A 23,008-nucleotide genomic window follows, 5' to 3' on the forward strand; every position below is an offset into this window, starting at 1 on the left:
ACCCGATTGTGGTCGCTGGCGTCGCCATGCCCGCGTCCGCATCTGGCCCGGCAGGCGCTATATACTCTCGTCCATGAAGCGAATTTTCCCGTCCCTGCCGGCGCCACCCGCCCTCCTGCTCGCGCTGGCCTGCATGCCGGCGGCGCACGCGGGCGAGGTGCAGGTCGCGGTGGCCGCCAACTTCAGCGCTCCGATGCGCGACATCGCCGCGCAGTTCGCGCGCGACACCGGCCACAGGGCGGTCGTGGCAACTGGCGCGACCGGCAAGTTCTATGCACAGATCCGCCATGGCGCACCGTTCGAGGTCCTGCTGGCCGCGGACGAAGCCACCCCGGCCAGGCTGGGGCGGGAAGGCCTGGGCGTGTCCGGCACCCGCTTCACGTATGCCACCGGCCGGCTGGCGCTATGGTCGGCGCGGGCGGGCTATGTCGACGGCGCCGGGACGGTGCTCGCGACCGGCGACTTCCGCCACCTCGCCATCGCCAACCCCAAGACCGCCCCGTATGGCGCGGCGGCGGTCGCGGTGCTGCGCAAGCTGGGGCAGCTCGACCGGCTGCAGGGCCGGCTGGTGCAGGGCGAGAACATCGCCCAGGCGCAGCAGTTCGTCAGCACCGGCAACGCCGAACTGGGCTTCGTCGCGCTGGCCCAGGTCAGCCGCGACGGCAGGCTCACCGGCGGTTCGGCCTGGATCGTGCCCGCCAGCCTGCATGCCCCGATCCGCCAGGATGCGCTGCTGCTGAAGAAAGGGCAGGGCAATCCGGCCGCGCGCGCGCTGCTCGACTACCTGGCATCGGCGCCGGCCCGGGCCATCATCCAGTCCTACGGCTACGCCCCCTGACCCGGATGGCAAGCAGCGACTTCGCAGCCGTCTGGCTGACCCTCAAGCTGGCCGGCGTCGTGACCGCGCTGCTGCTGGTGCTCGGCACGCCGCTCGCCTGGTGGCTGGCGCGCACCCGCTCGCGCCTGAAGGGCGTGGTGGGCGCGGTCGTGGCCCTGCCGCTGGTGCTGCCGCCCACCGTGCTCGGCTTTTACCTGCTGGTGGCGATGGGGCCGGAAGGCCCGGTGGGACGCGCCACCACGGCGCTCGGCCTGGGCACGCTGCCCTTTACCTTCCCGGGGCTGGTAGTGGGCTCGATCCTGTATTCGATGCCTTTCGTGGTCCAGCCGCTGCAGAACGCCTTCGAGGCCATCGGCGCGCGGCCGCTGGAGGCGGCGGCAACCCTGCGTGCCAGTCCCTGGGACAGCTTCTGGTCGGTGGCGGTGCCGCTGGCGCGGCCCGGCTTCCTGTCCGGCGCCATCCTCGGCTTCGCGCATACGGTGGGCGAGTTCGGCGTGGTGCTCATGATCGGCGGGAATATCCCGGACAAGACCCGCATGGTCTCGGTGCAGATGTACGACCACGTCGAGGCGATGGAATATGCGCAGGCGCACTGGCTGGCCGGCGGCATGCTGGTGTTCAGCTTCCTGGTGCTGCTGGCGCTGTACACCTTCAACCCGCCGGCGCTGAACAGGGGCAGGCGGTGAGCGGCATCCGCGCCCGCATCCGCATCGACCGCGGCGGCTTCGTGCTGGACGCCGACCTGCACCTGCCCGCGCGCGGCGTCTCGGCCCTGTTCGGGCATTCGGGCTCGGGCAAGACCACCTGCCTGCGCGCCATCGCCGGCCTGGAACGCGCGCCGGGCGCGCTGGTGGCGCTCGGCGAGGAGGTCTGGCAGGACGAGGCGCGCGGCGTTTTCGTGCCGACCCACCGGCGCGCCCTCGGCTACGTGTTCCAGGAAGCGAGCCTGTTTCCCCACCTGAGCGTGCACGGCAACCTGGTCTTCGGGATGAAACGGGTGGCGGCCGGCGAGCGCCAGTTCGCCCTCGGTCCGGTGGCCGAGATGCTGGGCATCGGCGCGCTGCTCGAGCGCCGTCCGCACAGCCTGTCGGGCGGCGAGCGCCAGCGCGTGGCGATCGCGCGCGCCCTGTTGTCCTCGCCGCGCCTGCTGCTGATGGACGAGCCGCTGGCCGCGCTCGACCTGCCGCGCCGGCAGGAGATCCTGCCCTATCTGGAGCGCATGCACGGCGAGCTGTCGATTCCGATCGTGTACGTGAGCCATGCACCGGACGAAGTGGCGCGCCTGGCCGACCACCTGGTGCTGCTGGACGCCGGCCGGGTAGTGGCGAGCGGTCCGCTGAAGGAGGTCCTGGCGCGCACCGACCTGCCGCCCGCGTTTGCCGACGACCCTGGCGTGGTGCTCGATACCGTGCTGGCCTCGCACGAAACCGACAACCTGTCCTGCCTGCAGTTCCCGGGTGGTTCGCTGTTCGTGGGCCGGCGCCGCGAAGCGCTGGGCAGCCGCATGCGCTGCCGCATCCATGCGCGCGACGTCAGCCTGGCGCTCGAGCGCCCCCACCGCAGCAGCATCCTGAACCTGCTGCCGGCCCTGGTCACGGCCTGCGCCGCCACCGACACCCCGGGCCATGTGCTGGTGCAGATGCGGGTGGGCGAAGCCACGCTGCTGGCGCGCATTTCGGAGCGCTCGCGGCGCGAGCTCGACATCCGCCCGGGCCTGCAGGCCTGGGCCCAGGTCAAGGCGGTGGCGCTGCTCACCTGAAACCGCCCGCCTGTTGCAAACTGGCCAAGACGGAAAAATCGGGACGCCGGTTTTTGGCGCGACGTCCAACTCAGCCGTACAATACCCGGCCATCCCGCAGAAATCTTCCCATGTCCAACGCACCCAAATTCGGCCTCAACGGGCCGCAGAGCGAAGCCGTGCTCTATCTCGACGGCCCTTGCCTGGTGCTGGCCGGCGCCGGCTCGGGCAAGACGCGCGTCATTACGCAAAAGATCGCCTACATGATCGAAGACCGCGGCTACGATCCGCGCACGATCGCGGCGCTCACCTTCACCAACAAGGCGGCGCTCGAGATGCAGGAGCGCATCGCCAAGCTGCTCAAGCAGCCCAAGCAGGCCAAGCAGCTGACCGTCTCCACCTTCCACTCGCTGGGCGTCAAGATCCTGCGCCAGGAAGCGGCCGGCGTCGGCCTGAAGGACAAGTTTTCGATCATGGACAGCGACGACTGCTACACCGTCGTGTCCGACCTGGCGCTGACCACGGATAAACAGGAAATCCGCCGCATCCAGAACGCGATCTCGCTGTGGAAGAACGGCCTGGTCGACCCGGAAGACGCGATCCGCAATGCCAGGGACGAGGACGAGGCCATGTCGGCGCGCGTCTACCGCAGCTACCTGGCCACGCTGCAGGCCTACCAGGCGGTCGACTTCGACGACCTGATCCGCCTGCCGGTGGAGCTGTTCCGCAATAACGAATCGATCCGCGACCGCTGGCAGCGCCGCCTGCGCTACCTGCTCATGGACGAATACCAGGACACCAACACCTGCCAGTACGAGCTGGTGAAACTGCTGGTGACGGGCCTGGGCAAAAAGCCGATGTTCACCGCCGTGGGCGACGACGACCAGGCGATCTACGCCTGGCGCGGCGCCTCGGTCGAGAACCTCAAGACGCTGCAGACCGACTTCCCCGACCTGCGCGTCATCAAGCTGGAGCAGAACTACCGCTCCACCACCCGCATCCTGCAGGCGGCCAACGCCGTCATCGGCAACAACCCGAAACTGTTCGAGAAGTCGCTGTGGTCCGAACATGGCCTGGGCGAGCCGATCGAGGTGCTGGGCATGCAGAGCGACGAGCAGGAAGCCGAGCAGGTGGCCATCATGATCTCGGCCGACCACTTCCAGCGCAAGAACAAGTGGACCGACTACGCCATCCTGTACCGCGGCAACCACCAGGCGCGCATCATCGAGCAGGCCCTGCGCAAGGAGCGCATCCCGTACACGATGTCGGGCGGGCAGAGCTTTTTCGACAAGGCCGAGATCAAGGACATCATCGCCTACCTGCGCCTGATTGCGAACCAGGACGACGACCCTGCTTTTATTCGCGCCGTCACCACCCCGAAGCGCGGGGTCGGCATGGCCACGCTGGAAACCCTGGGCGAATTCTCGAAGCAGTGGAACTGCTCGCTGTTCGAGGCCGCGCGCAAGGGCGGGCTGGAAGCCAAGCTGGCCGAGCGCCAGCTGGCGCCGCTGCGCGACTTCTGCCGTTTCCTGCTGGAGCTGGAAGACCGCGCCACCCGCCCGGGCCCAGCGGGCAGCGGCGACAACGCGGCCGAGGTGCTGGACGACATGATGAAGGAGATGAACTACGAGCACTACCTGTACGAGAGCTTCGACGACCGCGCGGCCCAGGCCAAGTGGCAGAACGTACTGGAATTCACCAACTGGCTGAAGGAACGCGGCCGCGGCGGGCGCGACCGGGATGGAGAAGAGAAAAACCTGCTCGAGCTGACCCAGATGGTGGCGCTGATGTCGATGCTGGAAGGCGCGGACGAGGAACAGGACGCGGTGCGCATGTCGACCCTGCACGCCTCGAAAGGCCTGGAATATCCGCACGTGTTCCTGGTGGGCGTGGAAGAGGGCATCCTGCCGCACAAGGGTGATCCGGATGCGCCGGTGGAGGTGATGGCCGCGCGCATCCAGGAAGAGCGGCGCCTGATGTACGTGGGCATCACGCGCGCCCAGCGCACCTTGCGCCTGAGCTGGTGCAAGAAGCGCAAGCGCGCGGGCGAACTGGTGCATTGCGAGCCCTCGCGCTTCATCAAGGAGATGGCGCTCGACGTGGGCGACGCGCCACCGAAGGAAACCGAAGTATTGACGCCGAAAGAGCGCCTGGCCAGCCTGAAAGCCCTGCTGGCGATGCCAAAGGTGTAAGCCTTTGGGCAATCCGTTGCGTGGAAGCCTTGGCGAGCTGCCAAGGCTTGCGCACGATTGAAAGACAGCCATTGACTTCAACTGGTCGACAAGAAATACTTTGAGGAAAGCGAGCCCATCCTTCGGGCGCCGCGCCCACTTCCTCCTACCTCACGCATGGCAACCGTTTCCGACCTGACCATTACGCCCGTCTCCGGGCTGAACCATATTGACGCATTGCTGGATGTCGGCCCCGACTGGAATTTCGTCACCGGCCTGTCCGCACCGAACACGATCTACTACACGTTCTCGATTTCGAGCGGTAACGAAAGCGGCGTGACCGGCCACGAAGCCTTTACCCTGGCCCAGCAGAACGCCGCCTACACCGCCTTCGCCTACCTGCAGCGCATCACCGGCATCCAGTTCGTCGAGACCGCGATCGGCAGCAATGCGCAGATCCACCTGGCGAACCTGAATCTCGACGGCAGCAACACGACCGGCCTGTGCAGCTGGCAGAGCAGCTACAGCTATGCCTCGGACAATACGCTGGTCGAGTACACCGCCAACGCCTACGTCTACCTCGACAACGTCGAGTGGCGCGCCCAGAACCGCGAGCTCGATCCGGGCGGCTCCGGCTACCAGACCCTGCTCCACGAGCTGGGCCATGCGATGGGCCTGAAGCATTCGTTCGAGGGCATCACCCTGCCGGGGGCGGAAGACAATACCAACTACACCCTGATGTCCTACAACGACGTCGGCGCCCCGCACAGCAGCTACAGCCCGTACGACATCGCGGCCTTCGACTGGCTGTACGGTCGCGACGGCCTGCGCGGCGCCCTCGGCATCAATTCGACCGGCGGCGGACGCTACATCAGCGGTTCGATGAAGGCCGAGTCGATCATCGGTTCCACCGGCGACGACGTCCTGGTGAGCGGCGGCGGAAACGACGCCGTCGATGGCGGAGCCGGCAACGACACGGTCGTGCTGGGCGGCCTGCGCAGCGAATACACCATCAGCAATGGCGCCAACGGCAGCGTGGTCGCGGCCCATGCGACGCGCGGCACGGTGAGCATCGCCAACGTCGAGCAGTTCGCCTTCAGCGACATCATGGTCGGACGCTCCCAGCTGCTGGGCACGCCGGGCGGCGGCGATACCACCGCGCCGCCGGCGCCCACGCTGTCGGTGCCGACCAATGCCGCCGGCTATGCCGCCGGCAACCGTCCCGCGTTCAGCGGCCAGGCCGAAGCGGGCGCCCTGGTGCGCGTGTATGCGGGCGACCTGCTGGTGGCCGAAACCCAGGCCGCTGCCAACGGCAGGTGGAGCGCGGTCCCGAATGCCTTTGCCGATGGCATGCACTACGCGGTGCGCGCCACCGCGACCGATGCCGCCGGCAACGTGTCGGCTTCGAGCGGCAGCGTCAGCTTCCATGTCGATGCGACCGAGCCGCTGGTGCCGACCCTGGCAGTGGCCAAGAATAGCGCCGGCTATGCGACCGGCAACCAGCCGCAGGTCAGCGGCCAGGCCGAAGCCGGTGCGCTGGTGCGCGTGTATGCGGGCGACCAGCAGGTAGGGGAAACCCGCGCCGACGCGAGCGGCAAGTGGCTGGTTGCCACCAGCGCGTTTGCCGATGGCCTGAATTACTCGGTGCGCGCCACCGCGACCGATGCCGCGGACAACGTGTCGGTGTCCAGCGCTCCCGTGAGCTTCCACGTGGACGCGACCGCGCCGGCCAAGCCGACCCTGGTGGTGGCCAAGAACGCGGGCGGCTACATCGCCGGCAACCAGGCGCAGGTGAGCGGCCAGGCCGAAGCGGGCGCGCTGGTCCAGGTGTACGAAGGCAACCAGCTGGTGGCCGAAACCCGCGCCGGCGCGACTGGCGCGTGGACGGTCGCCACCAGCGCCCTGGCCGATGGCCTGAACCACACGCTGCGCGCTACCGCCACCGATGCCGCCGGCAACGTGTCGGTGTCGAGCGCCCTTGCCAGCTTCCATGTGGAAGCGACGGCGCCGGCCGCCCCGACCCTGGCGGTGTCGAAGAATGCCGCCGGCTACACGGCCGGCAACAAGCCGTTGGTGACGGGCGAAGCCGAAGCCGGTTCGCTGGTGCGCGTGTATGCGGGCAACGTGCTGGTGGCCGAGACCCGGGCAGATGACAGCGGCCTGTGGACGGTCGTCACCAGCGCCTTCGCCGATGGCCTGAACTACACGCTGCGCGCCACCGCCACCGATGCCGCCGGCAACGTGTCGGTGTCGAGCGGCACCGTCAGCTTCCATGTGGATGCGACCGCGCCGGTCAAGCCGACCTCGGTGCTGGCGCTGCAGGGCGGCGGCAACCAGCCGGTGTTCAGCGGCACCGGCGAAGCCGGCACCACGATCGAGATCGTGCGCATCAAGGATGCCACCGTGATCGGCCGCACGGAAGTCAACAGCAACGGCAGCTGGAAGCTCGATTCGGCCGCACTGCCCAATGGCAGCTATGAAGTCGCGGCGGTCTCGATCGACCGCGCCGACAACGCCACCAGCGCCGACAACCGCCTGAATTTCAACATCAACAGCGCGCTGAACCTGGCCGGCAACACCGGCAACGACCGTTTCACGCCGGGCGCCGGCAACAATGCGATCGACGGCATGGATGGCCTGGATACGGTGTCCTACGCCGGCCTGCGCGGCAACTTCACGATCGAGCGCGGCGCGTACGGCGTGACCGTCACCGACAAGAGCGGCGCGCTGGGCAGCGACAACCTGGTCAACGTCGAGCGCATCCAGTTCGGCGACACCATGGTGGCGCTGGACATCGACGGCGCCGCCGGCGAGGTGTACCGCCTCTACCGCGCCGCCTTCGACCGCGAGCCGGACAAGGGCGGCCTGGCGTTCTGGATCAAGGCGCTCGATAGCGGCGACTACTCGCTGAACGACATCTCCGCCATGTTCCTGTCCGACCGTGAAGCGCGCGAGCTGTATGCGAGCGATCCGTCGGACGCCTATTTCGTCACCAAGCTGTACGCCCACGTGCTGCACCGTCCAGCCGAAGGCGCGGGCTTCGACTACTGGGTCAAGGGGCTGGAGCTGGTCTCGCGCGCCGAAGTGCTGGCCTTCTTCTCGGAGAGCGTGGAGAACCAGGCGCAGGTGATCGGCGTGATCAACAACGGCATCGAGTTCCCCCTCGGCTAAGGAGCCCCTATGAGCCAGGAAGACCGTTTCGTCGATATCGAGATCAAGCTCGCGCACCAGGAAGACCTGGTCGAGACCCTGAACCAGACCATCTACCGCCAGGGCCGCCGCATCGACCAGCTCGAAGCGATGGTCGCCGCGCTGGCGGACCACATCCGTACCCTGCAGTCGACCCGCGGGGGACCGGTCAACGAGAAGCCGCCCCACTACTGAGGCGCTCTCCCAGCCGCCGTCCCAGGGCCAGCAGGGTCAGGGTCGGTGGCAGGCCCCAGGGCTGGGGAATCACCGACGCATCGCACACGTACAGGCCGGGGACGGCGCGCAGCTCGCTGTCCACGCCTGTTTTTCCGTCACGCTGTCCGCCGATCGGCACGCTGCCGCCCGGATGGGCCGCGAAGTGGTGGGTGGCGAACACCCGCCGCGCGCCGGCCTGGCGCAGGATCGCGCGCGCCATCCCGATGCCTTCCGCCAGGCGCGCCCGGTCGCCCGGCGTGAGGCGCTTGTCGACCCAGCGCGGCCCGATGCTGCCGCCGATCTCATCGCGGATCTTCACCATCACGCTCAGCGTATGCCGGTGCGCCCCCAGCCGGCCGATCCGGCCCGCCTGCAGCGCGAAGGCCGCGTACATCGGCGCCGGCAGCGTGAGGTCGGCCAGGGCGATGCCCCGCTCCGGAAAGCTGGCGCCGGCCGCCATCGGCACCTCGGCCCCGCCATCCAGGTCGTCCACGCCCCCCATCACCGCCACCACCGGATCGCTGAAGAAGGACGCGTGGCGCGGGCCCAGACCGGAGGCATGCAGCAGGCGCGGGCTGCCGATGCCGCCGCCGGCCAGCACCACCAGCGGCGCGTGCGCCACCCGCGTGGCGCCGGCCTGCACATATTCGACCCCGACCGCGCGGCCGTCTTCCAGCAGCACGCGCCGTACCCGGCTGCGGTCGCGCAGTGCGGCGCCGTGGCGGCATGCTTCGTCGACAAAGTCGCGCGCGCTCCACTTCGCGCCGAAGGGACACCCGTACACGCAGCGCCAGCAGCCGCTGCGGCAGGTCTCGGGGCGGATCATCTTGTCCAGCTTGTTCCAGGCGAAGCCGGCGGCGCGCGCCGCCGCCATGATGCGGGCGGCCATCGGGCCGACCAGGCCGTCGGGCAGGGGAGCGAGCGGCAGTTCGGCGCGCAGCGCGGCCAGGTGCGGCGCCAGGTCGATGCCGTGCGCCGCGAACATCGCGGGCGGCGGGTCGGCGGCGGTGGCGAAGTTCAGCGCCGAGCTGCCGCCCAGGGTGGTCCCGGCCACCAGCAGCGAGGCGTCGCGGTGCAGCCAGGCGCCGCGGCCGGGCAGGGCCATGCCGGCCATCTGGCCCAGGGTGCCGGCCAGCGGCGCCGCGCTGCCCTGTTCCAGGACCAGCACGCGGGCGCCGGCGCGCGCCAGCGTGCGCGCGCTGCTGGCACCGCCGGGGCCGGTGCCGACGACGATCGCATCATAGGACAGGTTCATGGGAGCAGGAATCCAGGCGTGAAGGCGGGGTGGAGCGCCGATGCTAGCACGCGCGACCGGTGCCCGCTGATACATGCGGATACATGCCTGAAACATGGCCGATACATATCGTTTTTCGTGTGACTTGGTGCATACAAGCCTGCTATGATCGTCGCGCAGAGGCTGTCGAGCATGCCCGGCGGCTCCCTCCAAGAGACTGTGAAAGATCGCATGAACCGCCCTCAACTGCTCATCCTTGCCGCCAGCCTCGCGTTCGCCCACGCCGCCGTGGCGGCACCTGCGCTCGACGCCGCCAACCCGTTCGCCCGGCCCAGCAGCCTGCCGCTGAACTATCCGGCCTTCGACAAGATCAGGAACGAGCACTTCCTGCCGGCCTACGCGGCCGGCATGGCCGAGCAGCTGCGCGAGATCGACGCGATCGCGGCCAATCCCAGGGCGCCCACCTTCGACAACACCATCGTCGCCATGGAGCGCAGCGGCCAGCTGCTGGCGCGCGTGAGCGCCGTGTTCTCGAACCTGCAGACCGCCAACACCAATGATGTGCTCGATGCGGTGGACCGCGAGATGTCGCCAAAACTGGCGGCCCACAACGATGCGATCTACCTGAACCCGGCGCTGTTCAAGCGCGTGCAAGCCCTGCACGACAAGCGCGCCAGCCTCAAGCTGGACGCCGAGTCGCAGCACCTGCTCGAGCGCGTGTACAAGGAATTCGTGCGCGCCGGCGCCAGGCTGTCGGCCGCCGACAAGGACAAGCTGAAGAAGTACAACGCCGACATCGCCTCGCTGCAGTCCGACTTCTCGCAGCGCGTGCTGAAGGAAGCGAATGCCTCGGCGCTGGTGGTCGACACCCGCGCCGAGCTGGCCGGCCTGACGGAAGCCGAGATCGCGGCCGCCGCGGCGGAAGCGGACAAGCGCGGCCTGAAGGGCAAGTACGCGATTGCGATCGTCAACACCAGCAGCCAGCCGGCCCTGTCCAGCCTTACCGACCGCAAGACCCGCGAGCGCCTGATGGCGGCTTCGCTGAATCGTGGCAGCCGCGGCGGCGAGTATGATGCGCGCGAGCTGGTGCTCAAGCTGGCGCGCCTGCGCGCCGAACGCGCCGCCCTGCTGGGCTACCCGAACTACGCTGCCTACTCGCAGGAGCTGGAGACGGCCAAGAACCCGGCCGCGGTGAACCGCCTGCTGGCCGAACTGGCCAGGCCGGCGGTGAACAACGCACGCAAGGAAGGCGCCGAGATCCAGCAGCTGATCGACCGCGAGAAGGGCGGCTTCCAGCTCGCCTCCTGGGATTGGCCGATCTACCAGGACAAGGTGCGCGCCGCCAGGTACGACTTCGACGAGAACCAGCTGCGCCCGTATTTCGAGCTGAACCGCGTGCTGGTGGACGGCGTGTTCTTCGCCGCCACCCGCGAGTACGGCATCACCTTCAAGGAGCGCAAGGACCTGCCGGTGTACGACCCGGACGTGCGCGTATTCGACGTGTTCGACACTGATGCCAAACAGCTGGCGATCTTCATCTTCGACCCTTACGCGCGCGGCAACAAGCAGGGCGGCGCCTGGATGAACGAGTACGTGTCGCAATCGACCCTGCTGGGCCGCAAGCCCGTGGTCGGCAACCACCTGAACATCCCCAGGCCGCCCAAGGGCCAGCCGACCCTGCTGACCTATGACGAGGTGCGCACCGCCTTCCACGAGTTCGGCCACGCGCTGCACGGCATGTTCTCGAACGTGAAGTACCCGCACTTCTCGGGCACCAACGTACCGCGCGACTTCGTCGAGTATCCGTCCCAGGTCAACGAGATGTGGGCGATCTGGCCCGAGGTGCTGGCCAACTATGCGAAGCACCACCAGACCGGCGCGCCGATGCCGAAGGCGCTGCTGGACAAGGTGGTCGCCTCCAAGAAGTTCAACCAGGGCTATCTCACCACCGAGTACCTGGCCGCGTCGCTGCTCGACCAGCGCTGGCACCAGCTGACGCCGGACCAGATCCCGCCTGATGTGCTGGCCTTCGAGGCCAAGGCGCTGAAGGATGCGGGCGTCGACTACGCGCCGGTGCCGCCGCGCTACCGCACGACCTATTTCTCGCACTCGATGAACGGCGGCTACTCGGCCGGCTATTACGCCTACCTGTGGAGCGAGAAGCTCGACGCCGACACGGTCCAGTGGTTCACCGAAAGCGGCGGCTTGAGCCGCAAGAACGGCGACCACTTCCGCAAGACCCTGCTGTCGCGCGGCGGCAGCGCCGATGCGATGCAGCTGTTCCGCAACTTCCGCGGCCGCGATCCGGTCATCGAACCGTTGCTCGAACGCCGCGGCCTGAACGGCAACTGAGCCGGCCGGCACCCCACTTTTTCGCGCCATGCCTGGCGCCGCCGGGCCCCCCGCCCGGCGGCGCCCGGCAGGCATGTTTCAACGTAGTTCAATCAATACCCGAGACACCATGAACCGTCCCCGTATGCTCCTGATCGCAGCCAGCGTCGCCATGGCCAACCTGGCCCATGCCGCGCCGCTCGACGCCACCAACCCGTTCGCCAAGCCGAGCACCCTCCAATACGGCTACCCGGCCTTCGACAAGATCAGGAACGAACACTTCGCGCCGGCCTTCGAGGCAGGCATGCGTGAGCAGGCGCGCGAAGTGGAAGCGATCGCCAACAACAAGGCGGCGCCGACCTTCGAGAACACCATCGTCGCGATGGAGCGTTCGGGCCGGCTGCTGAACCGCGTGTCCACCGTGTTCGGCACCCTGGTCGGTTCCTACACCAACGACAGCCTGCAGGCCCTGGACAAGGAACTGGCGCCGAAACTGGCCGCCCACGGCGACGCGATCCGCCTGAACCCGAAGCTGTTCCAGCGCATCCAGGCCCTGTACGCCAAGCGCGACAGGCTGGGCCTGGACGCCGAGTCGGCGTACCTGATCGAGCGCTACCACACCGACTTCGTGCGCGCCGGCGCCAAGCTCTCCAGCGCCGACAAGCAGAAACTGCGCGAGTACAACAGCAAGCTGGCCGCCCTGCAGACCCAGTTCAGCCAGAACGTGCTGAAGGAAGTGAATGCCTCGGCCTTCGTGGTGGACACCCGCGAAGAGCTGGCCGGCCTGCCGGAGAGCGCGATCGTGGCCGCCAGCGCCGAGGCCAGGAAGCGCGGCCTGGACGGCAAGTTCGTGATCCCGGTCGTGAACACGACCCAGCAGGGCCCGCTGTCGCAGCTGAGCGTGCGCGGCACCCGCGAGAAGCTGCTCTCGATCTCGGCGGTGCGCGGCTCGCGCGGCGGCGAGTTCGACAACCGCGACATCGTGCTGCAGCTGGCCAGGCTGCGCGCCGAGCGCGCCGAGCTGCTGGGCTACAGCAGCCACGCCGCCTACTCGCTGGAAGACCAGACCGCCAAGGACACGACCGCCGTCAACAAGCTGCTGTCCGACCTGGCCGTGCCGGCCGTGCGCAACGCCAGGAAGGAAGCCGCCGAGATCCAGGAAATGATCGATGCGGAGAAAGGCGGCTTCAAGGTCGCGGCCCAAGACTGGAACTACTACAGCGACAAGGTGCGCGCCGCCAAGTACGCTTTTGACGCCAACCAGCTCAAGCCTTACTTCGAACTCGACCGCGTGCTGCACGACGGCGCCTTCTTCGCCGCCAACAAGCTGTGGGGCATCACCTTCAAGCAGCGCAAGGACTTGCCGACCTACGACGCCGACGTGCGCGTGTACGACGTGTTCGAAGAGAACGGCGAGCACCTGGCGATCTTCGTGCTCGATCCGTACGCGCGTCCGAACAAGCGCGGCGGCGCCTGGATGGGCGCCCTGGTCAGCCAGAGCACGCTGCTGGGCAACAAGCCGGTCATCACCAACAACCTGAACCTGGCCAAGCCGGCGCCGGGCGAGCCGACCCTGCTCACCTGGGACGAAGTGCGTACCACCTTCCACGAATTCGGCCACGGCACCCACGGCTGGTTCTCGAAGGTGAAGTACCCGCGCTTCTCGGGCACCAGCGTGCCGCGCGACTACGTCGAGCTGCCGTCGCAGGTCTACGAGATGTGGATGGCCTGGCCGGAGGTGCTCGCCAATTATGCCAAGCATTACCAGACCGGCGCGCCGATGCCGAAAGAGCTGCTGGACAAGCTGCGCGCCTCGCAGAAATTCAATGAAGGCTACCGCACGACCGAGTACCTGGCCGCCGCGGTGCTCGACCAGCGCTGGCACCAGCTGGGTTCGAAAGCGATCCCGGGCAACGTGAAGTCGTTCGAGGAACAGGCGCTGAAGGAAGCGGGCCTGGACTTCGCGCCGGTGCCGCCGCGCTATAGCTCGACCTACTTTTCGCACGCCTTCTCGGGCGGCTATTCGGCCGGCTACTACAGCTACCTGTGGGCCGAGCGCCTGGATGCCGACGCCGGCGAATGGTTCAAGGAAAACGGCGGCCTGCAGCGCAAGAACGGCGAGCGCTTCCGCCAGATGGTGCTGTCCAAGGGCGGCACCATGGACGCGGTGCAGATGTACCGCGATTTCCGCGGCCGCGACCCGGTCATCGCGCCGCTGCTGGAACGCCGCGGCCTGAACTAAGTCCAGGCAAGCCGGCGCACGCGCCGGCTTGTCGTTCATTCAGCTTTTTACGACAACCATAAAAAGGGGACACCATGATCCGTCCACACATCCTGCTGGTCGCTGCCGCCAGCGCCGTCGCCAGCATGGCCGCCGTCGCTGCCCCGGCATCGATGCTCGCGGCCTCGAACCCGTTCGCCAGGCCGAGCACCCTGCCGCTGCAGTATCCGGCCTGGGACAAGATCCGTAACGAGCACTTCGCGCCGGCCTTCGCCGAAGCGATGCGCCAGGAAGCGCTCGAGATCGAGGCGATCGCCAACAACAAGGCGGCGCCGACGTTTGAAAACACCATCGTGGCGATGGAGCGTTCGGGCCAGCTGATGAATCGCGTCAGCACCGCCTTCGGCACCCTGACCGGCTCCTATACCAACGACACCCTGATCGCCCTGGCCAGGGACCTGGCGCCGAAGCTGTCGGCCCACAACGATGCGATCCGCCTGAACCCAAAACTGTACGCGCGCATCAAGTCGCTGTATGAGCGCCGCGCCAAGCTGGGCCTGGACGCGGAATCGCAGTACCTGATCGAGCGCTACCACACCGACTTCGTGCGCGCCGGCGCCAGGCTGAATGACGCCGACAAGCAGAAGCTGAAGGAAATGAACGGCCAGCTGGCCGCGCTGTCGACCCAGTTCGCGCAGAACGTGCTCAAGGAAGCCAATGCCTCGGCCCTGGTGGTCGACACCCGCGCCGAGCTGGCCGGCATGAGCGACAAGCAGATCGACGCCGCCGCGCTTGAGGCCAAGAAACGCGGCCTGGACGGCAAGTTCGTGATCCCGGTCGTGAACACCACCCAGCAGGCGCACCTAGCAGTGCTGAGCAACCGCGCCACCCGCGAAAAGCTGCTGGCGGCATCAATGGCGCGCGGCTCGCGCGGCGGCGAATTCGACAACCGCGAGGTCGTGCTGAAGCTGGCCAAACTGCGCGCCGAGCGCGCCGTGCTGCTGGGCTACCCGAACCACGCCGCCTACAACCTGGAAGACCAGACCGCCAAGACCACCGGCGCCGTCAACGGGCTGCTGGCCGAATTCGCCCGGCCGGCCGTGAACAATGCGAGGAAGGAAGCGGCCGAGATCCAGAAAGCGATCGACGCCGAGAAGGGCGGCTTCCAGGCCGGTCCGCAGGACTGGGGCTTCTACAGTGACAAGGTGCGCGCCGCCAGGTACGCGTTCGATGCCAACCAGCTCAAGCCCTACTTCGAACTGAACCGCGTGCTGCAGGATGGTGTGTTCTTCGCCGCCAACAAGGAATTCGGCATCAGCTTCAAGGAGCGCAAGGACTTGCCGACCTATGATCCGGACGTGCGCGTGTTCGACGTGTTCGACCACGACGGCAAGCAGCTCGCGATCTTTACCCTCGACCCCTACGCGCGCGCCACCAAGCGCGGCGGCGCCTGGGCCAATGCCTGGGTCCCGCAAAGCAAGCTGATGGGCACCAAACCGGTCATTGCCAACAACCTGAACATCGCCAAGCCGGCCGCCGGCGAGCCGACCCTGCTGACCTACGACGAGGTGCGTACCACCTTCCACGAGTTCGGCCACGCGCTGCACGGCATGTTCTCGGATGTGAAGTATCCGCGCTTCGCGGGCTCGCGCGTGCCGCGCGACTACGTCGAATTCCCGTCGCAGGTGAACGAGATGTGGATGACCTGGCCGGAAGTGCTGGCCAACTACGCCCGTCACTACCAGACCGGCGAGCCGATGCCAGCGGCGCTGCTGGACAAGGTGCAGGCTTCGCAGCAGTTCAACGAAGGCTTCCGCACCACCGAGTACCTGGCGGCCGCGCTGCTGGACCAGGCCTGGCACCAGCTGGCGCCGGACCAGATCCCGACGGACGTGCTGGCCTTCGAGGCCGCGGCGCTGAAAAAAGCCGGCGTCGACTTCGACATGGTGCCGCCGCGCTACCGCACCACCTACTTCTCGCATACCTTCGCGGGCGGCTATGCGGCCGGCTACTACGGCTACCTGTGGGCCGAGAAGCTGGACGCGGACACCGTCAACTGGTTCAAGGAGAATGGCGGCCTGACCCGCAAGAACGGCGACCATTTCCGCAAGACCCTGCTGTCGCGCGGCGGCACGCTGGACGCGATGCAGATGTACCGCAACTTCAGCGGGCGCGATGCGCAAGTCCGGCCGCTGCTGGAGCGCCGCGGCCTGACCGGGGAATAAGCACCGGCGGCCACGCGAGGCCGGCCGTTGCGGCCGGCGGGCTTCACGTAGAATCGGGGGACGGTGCCATGGCGCCGTTCCCTTTTTTATGCACGGTACAATTATCTTCACGGTCAGCAAGCGATGAGTGTTCAGTCCCTTCACGGTATTACCTTAGAATCCCTGTTAACCCGGCTCGTTGCGCATTACGGCTGGGAAGGGCTCGGCCGCAGGGTCGACATCAACTGCTTCCGGAACGATCCGAGCATCAAGTCGAGCCTGAAATTCCTGCGCCGTACGCCGTGGGCGCGCGAGCAGGTCGAGAAGCTGTATCTCGATACCCGTTTCACCAACTAGCGAGAACGACATGCTGAGTGACAAGCAGAGCGAGCACGATGCCAGCCTGAAGGCGCGCCTGAAGGCCTTGCATCGCCAATTGCAGGAAACCACGGACGTCGATCCGGAGCTGGAAACCCTGTTGCGCCAGCTTGACGGCGACATCGACCGGGCCCTTGCACGCCGGGCCGAGCAACAGCTCGATGACAATACCTTTGGCCTGGGAACACGCACCCAGGAGCTGGCGGCGCGCTTCACGGTGCGCCATCCCGGTGTCTCGAGCGGCCTGCGTGAACTCGGCAATATCTTGTCGAACATGGGCATCTAGCCGATATCGCGCGCGCCGCCGGGCGGCGATGATGCCACAAGTCATTGATAACTAAGCCATTTTCCGGTCGATGAGACGACCGGAAAAGGGTTTTCCGGTACAATACCGGCCAATGAACGCCCCCCTGAACCTTTTCGCGAGCGTCCCGAAGCGCTCCAGCCGCGCCCCCGCCGCGCCCTTCCTCCCGATGTCCCGTGCCGAAATGGACAAGCTCGGGTGGGATTCGTGCGACATCATCCTGATCACCGGCGACGCCTACATCGACCACCCGAGCTTCGGGATGGCGCTGGTCGGCCGCCTGCTGGAAGCGCAGGGCTACCGCGTCGGCATCATCAGCCAGCCGGACTGGACCTCGGTCGAGCCCTTCCGCGCGCTCGGCAAGCCGAACCTGTACTGGGGCATAACCGCCGGCAACATGGACTCGATGGTCAACCGCTACACGGCCGACCGCAAGATCCGTTCCGACGATGCCTATACCCCGAACGCCGAGCCGAACAAGCGTCCGGACCGCGCCGTCACCGTGTACTGCCAGCGCGCGCGCGAAGCCTTCCCGGGCGTGCCGGTGATCGCCGGCAGCATCGAGGCCTCGCTGCGCCGCATCGCCCACTACGACTACTGGTCGGACAAGGTGCGCCGCTCGGTGCTGTTCGAATCGAAGGCCGACCTGCTCATCTTCGGCAATGCCGAACGCGCGCTGGTGGACGTGACGCGCCGCATCGCCGCGGGCGAGAACATCAAGACCATCCGCGACCTGCGCGGCACCGCCTTCCTGGTGCCGCACGGCTGGCTGCCGGACGGGGAGTGGAGCGTGCACAACTCCACCCGCGTGGACGTCCCGGGGCGCATCGACGCGCATCCGAATCCGTATGCGATGGCCCAGGAAGATACCAAGGCTTGCGCCACCGAGAATGCGCAGCCGGCGCTGGAAGTCAAGCCGGTGCTGATCATGACGCGCGAGGAGCGCCAGGCCGCCGCCCGCGAGAAGGCGCGCAAGACCGTGGTGCGCCTGCCTTCGTTCGAGACCGTCAGTACCGATCCGGTGATGTACGCGCACGCCTCGCGCGTGTTTCACCTCGAGTCGAACCCGGGCCATGCGCGCGCCCTCGTCCAGCAGCACGGCGACCGCGACGTGTGGCTGAATGCCCCGCCGCTGCCGCTCGCGATGGACGAGATGGACAACGTGTACGACCTGCCGTATGCGCGCGCGCCGCACCCGAGCTACGGCAAGGCGCACATCCCGGCCTGGGAAATGATCCGCTATTCGGTGAACATCATGCGCGGCTGCTTTGGCGGCTGCACCTTCTGCTCGATCACCGAGCACGAAGGCCGCATCATCCAGAGCCGCTCGGAGCCGTCGATCCTGCGCGAGATCGAACTGATCCGCGACACGACCAGGAATTTTGCCGGCACGATCACCGATCTGGGCGGACCCACCGCCAACATGTACCGGCTGGCCTGTAAAGATAAAAAGATCGAGGAATCCTGCCGCCGCCTGTCGTGCGTCTACCCGACCATCTGCAGCAACCTGGGCACCGACCACAGCAAGCTGATTTCGCTGTACCGCAAGGCGCGCGCGATCCCCGGCATCAAGAAGATCCTGATCGGCTCCGGCCTGCGCTACGACCTGGCCGTGCGCTCGCCCGAGTACGTGAAGGAACTGGTGACCCACCACGTGGGCGGGCTCCTGAAAATCGCGCCGGAGCACACCGAACAAGGCACGCTCTCGAAGATGATGAAGCCGGGCATCGGCGCCTACGACGAGTTCAAGCGCCTGTTCGACAAGTATTCGATCGAGGCCGGCAAGAAGCAGTACCTGATTCCGTACTTCATCGCGGCGCACCCGGGTTCGACCGACGAGGACATGCTGAACCTGGCCCTGTGGCTGAAGAAGAATAATTTCAAACTCGACCAGGTGCAGACCTTCACGCCGACGCCGATGGCGATGGCGACCACCATGTACCATTCGGGCAAGAACCCGCTGGCGAAGGTGACGGAAGACTCGGAAGTTGTCGAGACCGCCAAGAGCGGCAAGACGCGCAAGCTGCACAAGGCCTTCCTGCGCTATTACGATCCGGAGAACTGGGGCGTGATCCGCGAAGGCCTGCGCCGCATGGGCCGGGCCGACCTGATCGGCAACGGCGAGCGCCACCTGGTGCCGGCGTCCGACGAAGGCGCCACCATGGTGCGCGAAGACCGCCGCGTGCCGGGCGGCGTGCCCAAGGGGCGCACGATCGAGGTGGCGCCCAAGCGCGCCGCGCGCGCCGGTGAGCGTGGCGAGCGCAAGCCGGCGAACGCGACCTTCGCGCCGCCGCCGGGCAAGGCCAGGCCGTCGATCCTGGCGACCATCAAGTCGAAGCCCAAGCGCTAGGCCAGGCGCGGCCCGTGCGTGCATCAACGCGGCGATAGCGGTAGCGGTTCATACGTGCGTCGAACGCGTGGGCAGGCAAGCTGCCCACCCTACAGGCCGGCATTCGGGGTAGGCGTTCCGCGCCGCTCGCGCCCGATATCGAGGTCCACCGCCGCCTGGCGCGCCCGCAGTGCGCGCGCATGGCGGTGGCGCGCGCGCAGCCGCGGGTTGGTCATCAGGCGGCCCAGGGTTTCGCCGACCACCATCACCACGCCCAGCAGCGGCAGCACCAGCATCAGTCCCACCACCCCGGCCAGCGCGCCGCCCACGAAGATCATCAGGACCGTCACCATGGGATGCACGCGGATGCTGCGCCCCAGGGTCAGCGGCAGGAACACGAAGTCGTCCAGTAGGCGCACCAGCACGAACACGCCGATCGCGCCATAGGCGATGAAGGGGTTGGCGGGGGCATCGGTCGAGGCCACGATCACCACCAGTAGGCAGCCGGCGATCGAACCGACGATGGGCACCCAGGCCAGCACCGCGCAGAACAGTCCCAGCAGCAAGGGTGAGGACACCCCGATCGTCCACAGGCCCAGCGCCAGCACCGCCGCGTCGAGCACGGTCAGCCTGAGCAGGCCCTCGAAGTAGCGGCGCGCGGTCTGGTCGACTTCGTGCAGCAGGTAGAGTGCGCGCTCGAAATAGGCGTTCGGCACCGCGCGCGCCAGGAACTTCTTGAAGCGCAGGCCGTCGCGCAGGAAGAAGAAACTGAGGAAGGGCGCCAGCAGCAGCGACGGAATCCAGGTCGCCAGCCCCATCAGGATCGTGCCCAGGTGCTTCTCGGCGAAATGCTCGGTATGGGCACGCAACAGGCCGTTCACGGTGGCCGTCAGGCGCATTTCTGCCAGCATGGGAAAGCGTTGTTCGAGCAGGGCCGTGCTGTTGTGGACGAAAGCGAGGCCGCCGTCGAGGTAGAGGCCGAGCGTCTTTTCCCAGGTCGCTTCTTCCGGTCCGCGGCTCCAGTTCAGGGCCGCCGCCAGGGCCAGCGCGGACAGGGCCAGGAACAGCAGGCACACCATCAGTGCGGCGCTGTTGCGCCCATGGCCGGCACGCACCAGGCGCTGCATCGGGCCGACCAGGATGTAGTGCAGCACGGTGCCGAAGATGAAGGGCAGTGCCAGCCACAGCACCTGCTGCACCAGCAGCAGCAGCACGCAGGTGGCGGCGATGATGCCGGTCCAGACCACCGGCCCCGCGCGCCCGCCGCCGTTCACAAGGCTTCCAGCTGGGGACGGCCGCTGCCCATCCATTCGCGCAGGCGCAGGCCGATGTGGCGCGCCAGCGCGAGCGAGATCTTGTAGCCGGTCACGGCGTCGGTTTCCAGCAGGCCGAGGAAGTCGGCGCGGAAGAACACCGCCATCTCGCAGGGCTCGAGGGCGCGCGCCTGGGCGTTGCGCGGCGAGTTGTCGAGCAGGGCCAGGTCGCCGAAGAAGCTGCCGGGCGCCAGCTCGGCCACCACCTGCTTGCTGTCCCCCTGCTGCTTGGTGATGACCACCCTCCCGCTCATGATCAGGTACAGCGCTTGGCCTTCCTCGCCTTCGTCGAACACGATCTCGTCGGTGAGATAGCGGCGTTCGTGCAGCAGGCCGTCGACGATTTCGAGCTCCAGGGGTGTCAAGGTCGAAAACAGGGAAGAATTCTTCAGGCGGTGCAGGCGCGGCGACATCTTGGGCGGCTTGAGGAAACCGAAAATCACGATTGCTCCGAATAGGACGGTAAGTACGGTGCTGCAGGTATGTTGCCAGATGATTATCCGCGATTCGATGCCTGAGTGCACCAGAAAGCTGTCGCTGAATGGTAGCGCATAGAAACTGTTGCGCTGGAGATAATGTCGTGTCCAAGCGGTTCAATTGTGCAAGCCCTCCCAATGAAAACAGGTAATATAGTTCTCTAGGGCAACATATATGATGAAAGCGCTATCGTGAGCCTGAGGCACAGATGCGGCATCCCTGGGGACAGGCCGTGATCGACATTTCATCTTTCGTGCTGGCACTGGGTGTTGGCAACATCGCATTTGCCGTACTGATGGCGGGGTACATGCGCGGCGCCGCGGCCAGCCCCGGCCTGCGCCTGTGGATGTGGGCCCGGCTCGGCATCGGCCTGTGCCAGCTGCTTGGCTGGTGCCGTCCCGTGCTGGATCTGCCCGGCCTGCATGGGGTGGAAGGCGCCGCCTGGGTGCTGGCGGTGTCGCTGGAAGTAGCGGCCTATTGCATCTTCTTCGGCTTCGCGCGCTGGCGGCGCATCCTGCTGCCGGTATCCGCGCTGGCGCTGGCGATCGTGCTGGCGGCCGGCAGCGCCGGGGCCTCGGTGGAGTACATCACCACGCTGGTAGCCGGCTTCGTGGCCCTGTTCGCCGCGGCGATGGCCTGGATCCTGCTGCGTCCGCGCCGCCGGGCCTCGCTCCTGCAGCGCATCATCGGCGTGAACGACGCCGTGTTCGCGGTCGCGGTGGCGCTGTGGGCGGCCAGCGGCCTGCGGGCCGGACTTCCGCTGGAGCCGCGCGCCGCCCAGGAGGCGGCCTACCTGGCCGGCTATCTCCTGATGATCGTGAACGGATTCGGTTTCCTCCTGCTGTGCAAGGAGCGGGACGATGCCGAGATGGCGCGCCTGGCCACCACCGACAGCCTGACCGGCCTGCCCAACCGCCATGCCTTCCTCGAACGCGCCGAGCAGGCGCGCCGGGCGGCGCTGCGCCAGCGCCAGCCGCTGGCGCTGGCGATGCTGGACATCGACCACTTCAAGCAGATCAACGACCGCTTCGGCCATGCGACCGGCGACGAGGCCCTGATGGTCTTCGCGCGTACCGTGCACGGCAGCCTGCGTGCGCATGAAACGGTCGGCCGCCTGGGCGGCGAGGAATTCGCGATGGTGCTGCCGGGAACCAGCCTGGCCGGTGCGCTCACCGCCGCCGAACGCCTGCGCCAGGCGGTGCGCGCCGCGGCCGTGATCACCAGCGGCACGCCGTACACGATGACGGTGAGTATCGGGGTGGTGGTGCTCGATCCGAACGAGACGCTGGGCATGGCGCTGGCACGGGCGGACCATGCCCTGTATGCGGCCAAGAGCGGGGGGAGGGACCGGGTCGAGGTGGGCATGCCGCAGCAGCGCCGGGCGTGAATCCGTCGCCGGACGGCCCTGCCGCTCGAGCGCATGGGCGAAAAGAAAAGGCGCTGTCACCGTTATCTGTTGATGGCGCCGATCGCGATACGCAGCAATTGTTCCGCAGTAGTGATGCGTTCGCCATCGAGCGCCCAGCGCCAGCCCAGGTAGTTGGGCAGGTAGCGCGAGGCCACGCCGCGGAAATGGCTGAGCCACTGCCGCAGGCGTGCGTGATAGGCGTTGACGTTCTGGACGTGGATGGCGCCGGCAGCCCGGTGACGGACCCGTATGCCGGCCTGCAGGTTGACCGCCTCATGCGCAATGCGGTGCTTGCGGGCGAATGCGCGGTAGGCAGCGTGGGAATCGCTCACCAGCAGCACCTGCCGGTCGAGCCTGGGCAGCAGATGGCGCTCCAGCTGCCCGGCTGTTAACGATCCCCTGCCTACGACCGCATCGATCGTCTGTCCGCTACGGTCGCGCGCCACCAGGATGCAGTCGAGCTCGCCTGAAATCCCGCGTTTGCGGGCCCGGCCACCGCGCTTGCGTGCCGGCCTGTCCAGCTTGCGCGAGCCCTTTTGTGATTCGAGGATGAACATCTCGTCCGCTTCGGCGATGCCGCTCAAGGTCTTGGGACGATCGTGCCTGGCCTGGTCGAGAAAGCGGTGGCGCCACCGGAAGGCCGTGTTGCGGTGTACG

17 protein-coding genes are annotated in these 23,008 nt (G+C 67.3%); 13 read left to right on the forward strand and 4 right to left on the reverse strand.

What is annotated here, in order from left to right:
• Positions 1–73: 73 nt before the first annotated feature.
• From modA to LCI23_RS14430, 6 genes are all read left to right on the forward strand, one after another.
• A complete protein-coding gene (gene modA / locus LCI23_RS14405) occupies positions 74–838 on the forward strand; it encodes a molybdate ABC transporter substrate-binding protein (protein ID WP_224947144.1) in 765 nt (254 codons plus the stop codon).
• Positions 839–843: 5 nt separating this feature from the next.
• Entirely contained in the window at positions 844–1,524 is a 681-nt protein-coding gene (modB, locus tag LCI23_RS14410) for a molybdate ABC transporter permease subunit (protein WP_224947145.1), read from the forward strand.
• Entirely contained in the window at positions 1,521–2,597 is a 1,077-nt protein-coding gene (gene modC / locus LCI23_RS14415) for a molybdenum ABC transporter ATP-binding protein (protein WP_224947146.1), read from the forward strand. Before modB ends, modC begins: the two co-directional genes overlap by 4 nt.
• A 110-nt stretch (positions 2,598–2,707) precedes the next feature.
• On the forward strand, positions 2,708–4,768 hold the full coding sequence (locus LCI23_RS14420) for a UvrD-helicase domain-containing protein (RefSeq protein ID WP_224947147.1): 2,061 nt from the start codon (positions 2,708–2,710) through the stop codon (positions 4,766–4,768).
• A gap of 156 nt (positions 4,769–4,924) precedes the next feature.
• Positions 4,925–7,918: an Ig-like domain-containing protein gene (locus LCI23_RS14425; protein ID WP_224947148.1), complete on the forward strand. Its 2,994-nt coding sequence runs from the start codon at positions 4,925–4,927 to the stop codon at positions 7,916–7,918.
• Positions 7,919–7,927: 9 nt separating this feature from the next.
• The gene (locus LCI23_RS14430) at positions 7,928–8,131 is read left to right on the forward strand and encodes a SlyX family protein (protein ID WP_224947149.1); all 204 of its coding nucleotides are present in this window, start codon (positions 7,928–7,930) and stop codon (positions 8,129–8,131) included.
• Here LCI23_RS14430 and LCI23_RS14435 read toward each other — a convergent pair.
• Positions 8,106–9,407: a GMC family oxidoreductase N-terminal domain-containing protein gene (locus tag LCI23_RS14435; protein ID WP_224947150.1), complete on the reverse strand. Its 1,302-nt coding sequence runs from the start codon at positions 9,405–9,407 to the stop codon at positions 8,106–8,108. The two genes, LCI23_RS14430 and LCI23_RS14435, sit on opposite strands and share 26 nt — an antisense overlap.
• A 210-nt stretch (positions 9,408–9,617) precedes the next feature.
• On the opposite strand from LCI23_RS14435, the gene LCI23_RS14440 reads away from it, so the two are divergent.
• From LCI23_RS14440 to LCI23_RS14465, 6 genes are all read left to right on the forward strand, one after another.
• On the forward strand, positions 9,618–11,738 hold the full coding sequence (locus LCI23_RS14440; RefSeq protein WP_224947151.1) for a M3 family metallopeptidase: 2,121 nt from the start codon (positions 9,618–9,620) through the stop codon (positions 11,736–11,738).
• 109 nt (positions 11,739–11,847) lie between these two features.
• Entirely contained in the window at positions 11,848–13,959 is a 2,112-nt protein-coding gene (locus tag LCI23_RS14445; RefSeq protein ID WP_224947152.1) for a M3 family metallopeptidase, read from the forward strand.
• A gap of 74 nt (positions 13,960–14,033) precedes the next feature.
• The gene (locus LCI23_RS14450; protein WP_224947153.1) at positions 14,034–16,163 is read left to right on the forward strand and encodes a M3 family metallopeptidase; all 2,130 of its coding nucleotides are present in this window, start codon (positions 14,034–14,036) and stop codon (positions 16,161–16,163) included.
• A 123-nt stretch (positions 16,164–16,286) separates the two neighbouring features.
• The gene (locus LCI23_RS14455; RefSeq protein ID WP_224947154.1) at positions 16,287–16,499 is read left to right on the forward strand and encodes a VF530 family DNA-binding protein; all 213 of its coding nucleotides are present in this window, start codon (positions 16,287–16,289) and stop codon (positions 16,497–16,499) included.
• 10 nt (positions 16,500–16,509) lie between these two features.
• On the forward strand, positions 16,510–16,806 hold the full coding sequence (locus LCI23_RS14460) for a DUF4404 family protein (RefSeq protein WP_224947155.1): 297 nt from the start codon (positions 16,510–16,512) through the stop codon (positions 16,804–16,806).
• Positions 16,807–16,993: 187 nt separating this feature from the next.
• Positions 16,994–19,174, forward strand: a complete 2,181-nt coding sequence (locus tag LCI23_RS14465) for a YgiQ family radical SAM protein (RefSeq protein WP_374041176.1) — start codon at positions 16,994–16,996, stop codon at positions 19,172–19,174.
• Between the two features lie 89 nt (positions 19,175–19,263).
• Here the strand turns inward: LCI23_RS14465 and LCI23_RS14470 are convergent, their stop codons facing one another.
• Together LCI23_RS14470 and LCI23_RS14475 are read right to left on the reverse strand one after the other, a co-directional pair.
• Positions 19,264–20,427 carry an AI-2E family transporter gene (locus LCI23_RS14470; protein ID WP_374041177.1) on the reverse strand — a complete coding sequence of 388 codons (1,164 nt, stop codon included), beginning with the start codon at positions 20,425–20,427 and terminating at the stop codon, positions 19,264–19,266.
• Positions 20,424–20,909, reverse strand: a complete 486-nt coding sequence (locus LCI23_RS14475) for a cyclic nucleotide-binding domain-containing protein (RefSeq protein ID WP_224947158.1) — start codon at positions 20,907–20,909, stop codon at positions 20,424–20,426. Before LCI23_RS14475 ends, LCI23_RS14470 begins: the two co-directional genes overlap by 4 nt.
• A 266-nt stretch (positions 20,910–21,175) precedes the next feature.
• On the opposite strand from LCI23_RS14475, the gene LCI23_RS14480 reads away from it, so the two are divergent.
• Positions 21,176–22,330, forward strand: coding sequence for a GGDEF domain-containing protein (locus tag LCI23_RS14480; RefSeq protein ID WP_224947159.1), 1,155 nt, complete (start codon positions 21,176–21,178; stop codon positions 22,328–22,330).
• Positions 22,331–22,392: 62 nt separating this feature from the next.
• On the opposite strand, the gene LCI23_RS14485 is transcribed toward LCI23_RS14480, so the two are convergent.
• A partial coding sequence (locus tag LCI23_RS14485) for an IS1595 family transposase (protein ID WP_224947160.1) occupies positions 22,393–23,008 on the reverse strand: 616 nt, incomplete at its 5' end.

This window comes from Massilia sp. MS-15, from assembly GCF_020176695.1.
GTDB classification, from domain to species: domain Bacteria; phylum Pseudomonadota; class Gammaproteobacteria; order Burkholderiales; family Burkholderiaceae_D; genus Telluria; species Telluria hydrophila.